Raw genomic sequence first — 7,207 nt, forward strand, 5'->3', positions numbered from 1 at the left:
ACCCGTACGTACATCTTCATATTCCGACAGGGGAGCGCCACAGCGCTGAGAGTGCGGCAATCGGGCCGCAGACCCTCTGAACCTTGCCCAGGTCATTCTGGGTAGGAAGTTCGGTCATCACTCAAGCTGTTGCGCCCTGCCCGGGAGCCGGAGAGGCTCCTGGGCAGGGCCGCGTCTCTTCCTGGTCAACCCCAGGAGGAATCCAGTGAGCATCACCAAGAAGGCCACGGTCTTCGCCGTAGGGCTCGGTCTCGTCACGCTGTCCGCGTGCGGATCGTCCGACTCGGGCAGCGACAGCGCCGAGGCCGGGGGCAAGACCGTGACCCTCGTCAGCCACAACTCGTGGGCCGTCTCCAAGGGCGTCCTCGCCGCGTTCGAGAAGCAGTCCGGGTACCAGGTCAAGGTCCTGGAGGACGGCGACGCCGGGCAGGCCGTGAACAAGGCCATCCTGACCAAGGACAACCCGCAGGGCGACGTCTTCTTCGGCGTCGACAACACCCTGCTGTCCCGGGCGCTCGACAACGACCTGTTCCAGTCGTACGAGGCCAAGGGCTCCGACCTGATCCTGCCCGAGTTCCGGGTCGACCAGGACAAGCACCGGGTCACCCCCGTCGACACCGGCGACATCTGCGTCAACTACGACAAGGCGTACTTCAGCGAGCACAAGCTGGCCCCGCCCACCTCGTACGACGACCTGATCAAGCCCGCGTACAAGAACCTCCTCGTCACCGAGAACGCCTCCACCTCCTCGCCCGGCCTCGGCTTCCTGCTCGGCACCGCCGCGAAGTACGGCGACGAGGGCTGGCAGGACTACTGGAAGAAGCTGAAGGCCAACGGCGTCAAGGTCGTCGACGGCTGGGAGCAGGCCTACAACGAGGAGTTCTCCGGCTCCGCCGGCGGCAAGAAGGCCAAGGCCGACCGGCCGCTCGTGGTGTCGTACGCCTCCTCGCCGCCCGCCGAGGTGATCTACGCCGACCCGAAGCCGACCAGCGCTCCGACGGGCGTCGCGGCCGGCACCTGCTTCCGCCAGGTCGAGTACGCGGGCCTGCTGAACAACGCCCAGAACACCGAGGGCGGCAAGGCGCTGCTCGACTTCCTGCTGACCAAGACGTTCCAGGACGACATGCCGCTGAACATGTTCGTCTACCCGGTGCGGGAGGACGCCCAGGTTCCGGAGGAGTTCACCAAGTACGGGCCGCAGGCCGAGAATCCCGAGACCCTCGACCCGGCGAAGATCGCCGACAACCGTGACGACTGGGTCAAGTCGTGGACCTCGCTCGTACTGAAGTAGCGGCCCCGGCTCCGGCACCCGGCAAGAGGGGCGCGGCGGTGCGGCTCGGCCTCATCGCCGTGCCCGTCGCGTTCTTCGCGGTCTTCTTCGCCTACCCCGTCGCCGCGATCGTCTCGCGCGGTCTGAAGGTCGACGGGGCATGGCAGCTCGGACGGCTGTGGGACGTGCTCGGGGAGTCCGACATCCGGCACGTCCTGTGGTTCACCACCTGGCAGGCGTTCGCCTCCACCGCGCTGACCCTGCTCATCGCGCTGCCCGGCGCCTACGTCTTCGCCCGCTTCGACTTCCCCGGCAAGAACGTCCTGCGGGCCGTGGTGACCGTCCCGTTCGTGCTGCCGACCGTCGTCGTCGGTACGGCCTTCCTCGCGCTCGTCGGCCGCGGCGGACTGCTCGACGAGCTGTGGGGCGTACGGCTCGACACCACCGTGTGGGCGATCCTGCTCGCGCACGTCTTCTTCAACTACGCCGTCGTCGTCCGCACCGTCGGCGGGCTCTGGGCGCAACTCGACCCGCGGCAGGAGGAAGCCGCGCGGATGCTCGGGGCCTCGCCCCTGAAAGCCTGGCGTCAGGTCACCCTCCCGGCGCTCGCGCCCGCCGTGGCCGCTGCCGCGCTCATGGTCTTCCTGTTCACCTTCACCTCCTTCGGTGTGGTGCAGATCCTCGGCGGACCGACCTTCTCCACCCTCGAAGTGGAGATCTACCGGCAGACCTCCGAGATCTTCGACCTGTCCACGGCCGCCGTCCTGACGATCATTCAGTTCCTGGCGGTGGCCGCGATCCTCGCCGTGCACGCCTGGACGGTACGGCGGCGGGAGAGCGCCCTGCGTCTGGTCGACGCGTCGGTGACGGCCCGCCGGCCGCGCGGGGCGGGCCAGTGGGCGCTGCTGGCCGGCGTCCTGGCCGTCATCGTCGTACTCCTGCTGCTGCCGCTGGCCGTGCTGGTGCAGCGATCGTTCGACGCCCCCGGCTTCGGCTACTACCGGGCGCTGACCGGCGCCGACGGCGGCGTGTTCCTCGTCGCGCCGATCGAGGCGATCGGCAATTCGCTCCAGTACGCCGTCGTCGCCACCCTCATCGCCGTGGTGATCGGCGCTCTCGCGGCGGCCGCGCTGACCCGGCGGGACGCGGGGCGGTTCGTGCGGGGCTTCGACGCGCTGCTGATGCTGCCGCTCGGGGTGTCGGCGGTGACGGTCGGGTTCGGGTTCCTGATCGCACTCGACGAGCCGCCGCTGGACCTGCGGGCCTCCTGGATCCTGGTGCCGCTGGCCCAGGCGCTGGTCGGGGTGCCCTTCGTCGTACGGACCATGCTGCCCGTGCTGCGGGCCGTGGACCAGCGGCTGCGCGAGGCGGCGTCCGTGCTGGGGGCCTCGCCCTGGCGGGTCTGGCGCGAGGTCGACCTGCCGATGGTGCGGCGGGCCCTGCTGATCGCGGCCGGGTTCGCCTTCGCGGTGTCGCTGGGCGAGTTCGGCGCGACCGTGTTCATCGCCAGGCCCGACAACCCGACGCTGCCGGTCGCCGTCGCACGGCTGCTGGGACGGGCCGGCGAGCTCAACTACGGCCAGGCGATGGCCCTTTCGACGGTACTGATGGTGGTGTGCGCGGTGGCGCTGCTGGTCCTGGAGCGGCTCCGTACGGAGCGGACGGGGGAGTTCTGAATGACGCCGGGTCTGCTGAGTCTCGAAGGTGCGACCGTAAGGTTCGGTGGGCGCCCTGTCCTGGACGCCGTCGACCTCGATGTCGCCGAGCACGAGATCGTGTGCGTGCTCGGGCCGAGCGGCAGCGGCAAGTCGACGCTGCTGCGGGCCGTGGCGGGGCTGCAACCCCTCGACGCAGGGCGGGTGTGGCTCGACGGCCGGGACCAGACGGGGGTGCCCGCGCACAAGCGGGGCGTCGGGCTGATGTTCCAGGACCATCAGCTGTTCCCGCAGCGGGACGTCGGCGGCAATGTCGCCTTCGGATCGCGGATGCACGGCGCCTCCAGGGCCGAACAGGCCGAGCGCGTAAGGGAGTTGCTGGACCTGGTCGGACTGCCGGGCGCCGCCGGTCGTGCCGTCGCCTCGCTGTCGGGCGGGGAGCAGCAGCGGGTCGCGCTGGCCCGTGCCCTCGCGCCCAGGCCGCGGCTGCTGATGCTGGACGAGCCGCTGGGGCAGCTCGACCGTTCGCTGCGCGAGCGGCTCGTCGTCGAACTCCGCGAGCTGTTCGGGCAGTTGGGCACCACCGTGCTGGCCGTGACGCACGACCAGGGCGAGGCGTTCGCGCTCGCCGACCGGGTCGTGGTGATGCGGGACGGGCGGATCGCGCAGAGCGGCACGCCGCTGCAGGTGTGGCAGCGGCCGGTGGACGAGTTCGTGGCGCGTTTCCTCGGCTTCGACAACGTGATCGACGGCACCGTCGCCGGTCAGGCCGCGGACACGCCCTGGGGGAAGCTGCCGGTCGGCGAGGACGCCGCTCAGGGCGCGCGGACGCTGCTGGTCAGGCCGGCCGGGGTGCGGCTCGTGGACCCCGGCACGGGGCTGCGCTGCACGGTCGCCGCCCGCACGTTCAGGGGCACGCATGTCGCCGTGCACCTCCAGCCGGAGGACGCGCCGCGCCTGGAGGCGGCCTGCGCGCTGCGGGAGGCCCCGGAGGTCGGGGACGCCGTCGGGGTCGAGTTCGACGCGGTCGAAATTGTCGTGCTGGGCTGATCACCCCGCACATATGGTGCGGGACATGACACTCCTCACCCATGACCGCTACTGCGACGAGATCGCCCACCAGGTCGGCCTGCTGCGAGCCGTGGTGACCTCCGGCGCCGATCTGTCGGCCACCGTGCCGACCTGCCCGGACTGGTCGCTGGAACAGCTCGTCCGGCACACGGGCGGCGCCCTGCGCTGGGTGGAGCTGATGGTGCGGACGCGGGCGCAGGAGGAGATCCCGGAGGAGCAGGTCCCGCTCCACGGCGGCCCGGACGGCGAGGGCGATGCCGCCGCCCTGGACGCCTGGCTGGCGGAGACCGGCGACATGCTGGTCGGCGCGCTGAGGGAGGCCGGGCCCGACACGAAGATGTGGGGCTGGGCCGGGGTCCACCACGCCGGGTTCTGGGCCCGTCGTATGGCTCACGAGCTCACCGTCCACCGTGCCGACGCCACGCTCGCCGCCGGACTGCCCTACGAGGTCGCGCCCGAGGTGGCCGCCGACGCGATCGACGAGTGGCTCCAGATCATCGAGTGGGCCCAGCGGAACCTGCCGGACGATCCGACGACGGACCTGCGCCGGCCGGGCAGCATCCACCTGCATGCGACCGACGGCACTGCGGGGATCGACGCCGAGTGGCTGATCGATGTCTCCGGGGACGTGATCGCCTGGCGGCGCGGCCATGAGAAGGCGACCGTGGCGCTGCGGGGGCCGCTCACCGCCGTACTGCTCGCCTTCTACCGTCGGCTGCCGCTGGACAGCGACGAACTCCAGGTGCTGGGCGAGCGGGAACTGCTGGAGTTCTGGCTGGAGCGGGCGAGCTTCTAGTGCCCCCCGCGACGGCGACGGCTCCGAAGAACACGCGGCGCGCCCCATGGTGATCTACTCCGGCAGCCGAGCTGTGCTACGGTTTACACGTTGCAGTTGTGGTACCCATGAACCTATGTGCGCCTGACGGGAATGTTATCCATCGGGCGCATTAGTTGTTTTCCCGGCATCTCCGGATGGGGCCTCTGCCTACAGAAGGAGAAGGTCATGGCACAGGGAACCGTGAAGTGGTTCAACTCTGAAAAGGGTTTCGGCTTCATCGAGCAGGACGGCGGCGGCCCCGACGTCTTCGCCCACTACTCGAACATCGCGACCCAGGGCTTCCGTGAGCTCCAGGAAGGCCAGCGGGTCACCTTCGACGTCACGCAGGGCCAGAAGGGCCCGCAGGCGGAGAACATCGTTCCCGCCTGATAGCCGGACGCGTATCCGCTCAACCGGGGTCCGCACCGCATGGTGCGGACCCCGGTTTGTGCTGTTTCAGGAAGGCAGAAAGCAGCATGCCCCGCAGGCCCCAGAAGCCGAATCGGCGCGCCTCGTCGCCCGCACCGTCCGCGTCGCCGCCGAGGGAATTCCGGCTGCCGCAGAGCACGACCCCCGCACTTCCCGCCGTGGACGACTTCGCCGCTCTGGACATGCCGGCGGGGCTGCTGAAGACGCTCACCGCACAGGGCGTGACGACCCCATTCCCCATCCAGGGCGCCACCCTGCCCAACTCGCTCGCGGGCCGTGATCTGCTCGGACGCGGGCGTACCGGCTCCGGCAAGACCCTCGCGTTCGGTCTGGCGCTGCTGGCCCGCACGGCCGGGCTGCGCGCGCTGCCCAAGGCACCCCTCGCCCTGGTGCTGGTGCCCACCCGTGAGCTCGCCCAGCAGGTGACGGACGCGCTGACCCCGTATGCGACGGCCGTGAACCTCCGGCTGACCACCGTGGTCGGCGGGCTGTCGATCACCAAGCAGGCGGGTGCGCTGCGGCGCGGCGCGGACGTGCTCGTGGCGACTCCCGGCCGGCTCAACGACCTCGTGGAACGCGGCGACTGCGTGCTCGGCGACGTGCGCATCACCGTGCTGGACGAGGCCGACCAGATGACCGACATGGGCTTCCTGCCGCAGATCACCAAGCTGATCCAGCAGGTGCGGCCGGACGGGCAGCGCATGCTCTTCTCGGCCACTTTGGACCGCAACATCGACCGCCTCGTGCAGCGGTTCCTCACCGACCCCGTGGTGCACTCCGTGGACCCGTCCGCGGGGGCGGTGACGACCATGGAGCACTACGTCCTCCACGTCCAGGACGAGACCGACAAGAAGGCCGTCACCACGCGTATCGCGGCGCGGGACGGGCGGGTCATCCTCTTCCTCGACACCAAGAGGGCCGCCGACCGGCTGACCAAGCGGCTCCTGGCCGTCGGTGTCCGCGCGGCGGCACTGCACGGCGGCCGCTCGCAGCCGCAGCGCAATCGCACCCTGGAACAGTTCAAGAGCGGCCAGGTCACCGCGCTGGTGGCGACGAACGTCGCCGCCCGGGGCATACACGTCGACGACCTCGACCTCGTCGTGAACGTCGATCCGCCCACCGATCACAAGGACTACCTGCACCGGGGCGGCCGCACGGCCCGTGCCGGTGGTTCCGGCAGCGTGGCCACCCTGGTCCTGCCCGACCAGAAGCGGGACGTCACCCGGCTCATGTCGGACGCGGGCATCCGCCCCCGGACCTCCCGGATCACGTCGAGCGACCCGGAGCTGGCCGCCATCACCGGCGCGCGCGAGCCGTCCGGCGTGGCGGTCACGATCGAGGTCCCCCAGCCGGTGACGGCGACGGCGTCCCGCACCGAGGGGAAGACCGGCAGGCGGTCCGCCGGCCGACGCCGGAACGGCGGCGGGGCCAAGGCGGCGGCAGGTACCGCCACCAGGACGGAGAACCGGGGTTCCGAGCGCCGGGCCGCGACCGGGGCGACGGCGTCCGGCGGCACCTCCGCGACGGGTGGGCGAGGAACCGCCCGCCGTACGGCAGCCGGCGGGGCGACGGGCGGCGCTGTCCGGGCGGGCGGCCGTGTCTCCGACCGCCGGTCCGCGAACGGTGCGGCGACCGGCGCGGGCGCCGGGTCCGGTGCCGGCAAGGCTCCTCGCGGCGGCTCCGGCCGGCGGGCGAAGACCGGCGGAGGCGCGGGTGAGGCCGGCGCGACCGGCAGCCGCAACCCCGACCGCCGGGGCGGCCGGCGCACCTCGGCCAACTAGGTCGTGTCCCGGTGGCCGCGCCGTGTTCGGCGCGGCCCGGGCGGCGCCACCGCCCCTTGGGTTCGGCGCCCCGGCCACGGCCGGCCGCGGCACTGCCGACCGGTGCCGCGCTCCCGTGGCCGCCGCGCCGACGCCGCAGCGACGAGAACGACGTGGGGGAGCCCCCACAAAAAAGGGGGGGGAC

Annotated in this window: 6 protein-coding genes; all 6 read left to right on the forward strand. The window is 71.5% G+C overall.

The features are described 5' to 3' along the window. The first annotated feature begins 205 nt into the window (after positions 1–205). On the forward strand, positions 206–1,291 hold the full coding sequence (locus AC3ETA_RS22975) for a thiamine ABC transporter substrate-binding protein (RefSeq protein WP_432194764.1): 1,086 nt from the start codon (positions 206–208) through the stop codon (positions 1,289–1,291). After that, positions 1,267–2,946 (forward strand): ABC transporter permease, encoded by a 1,680-nt coding sequence (locus AC3ETA_RS22980; RefSeq protein WP_432194765.1) that lies wholly within the window; start codon positions 1,267–1,269, stop codon positions 2,944–2,946. The genes AC3ETA_RS22975 and AC3ETA_RS22980 overlap by 25 nt, the downstream gene beginning before the upstream one ends. Continuing rightward, a complete protein-coding gene (locus tag AC3ETA_RS22985; RefSeq protein ID WP_432194766.1) occupies positions 2,947–3,975 on the forward strand; it encodes an ABC transporter ATP-binding protein in 1,029 nt (342 codons plus the stop codon). It begins immediately after the preceding gene. Positions 3,976–4,000: 25 nt separating this feature from the next. Then, positions 4,001–4,792: a maleylpyruvate isomerase family mycothiol-dependent enzyme gene (locus AC3ETA_RS22990; RefSeq protein ID WP_432194767.1), complete on the forward strand. Its 792-nt coding sequence runs from the start codon at positions 4,001–4,003 to the stop codon at positions 4,790–4,792. 207 nt (positions 4,793–4,999) lie between these two features. Beyond that, the gene (locus tag AC3ETA_RS22995; RefSeq protein WP_031013754.1) at positions 5,000–5,203 is read left to right on the forward strand and encodes a cold-shock protein; all 204 of its coding nucleotides are present in this window, start codon (positions 5,000–5,002) and stop codon (positions 5,201–5,203) included. Positions 5,204–5,289: 86 nt separating this feature from the next. Then, on the forward strand, positions 5,290–7,023 hold the full coding sequence (locus AC3ETA_RS23000) for a DEAD/DEAH box helicase (RefSeq protein ID WP_432194768.1): 1,734 nt from the start codon (positions 5,290–5,292) through the stop codon (positions 7,021–7,023). The last annotated feature ends 184 nt before the right edge of the window (positions 7,024–7,207 follow it).

Source organism: Streptomyces sp. bgisy027 (assembly GCF_057710365.1).

Coding starts and splice junctions, on each gene's coding strand:
- AC3ETA_RS22995 (WP_031013754.1), top strand. CDS start 5,000: ATGGCACAGGGAACCGTGAAGTGGTTCAACTCTGAAAAGGGTTTCGGC.
- AC3ETA_RS23000 (WP_432194768.1), top strand. CDS start 5,290: ATGCCCCGCAGGCCCCAGAAGCCGAATCGGCGCGCCTCGTCGCCCGCA.
- AC3ETA_RS22990 (WP_432194767.1), top strand. CDS start 4,001: ATGACACTCCTCACCCATGACCGCTACTGCGACGAGATCGCCCACCAG.
- AC3ETA_RS22985 (WP_432194766.1), top strand. CDS start 2,947: ATGACGCCGGGTCTGCTGAGTCTCGAAGGTGCGACCGTAAGGTTCGGT.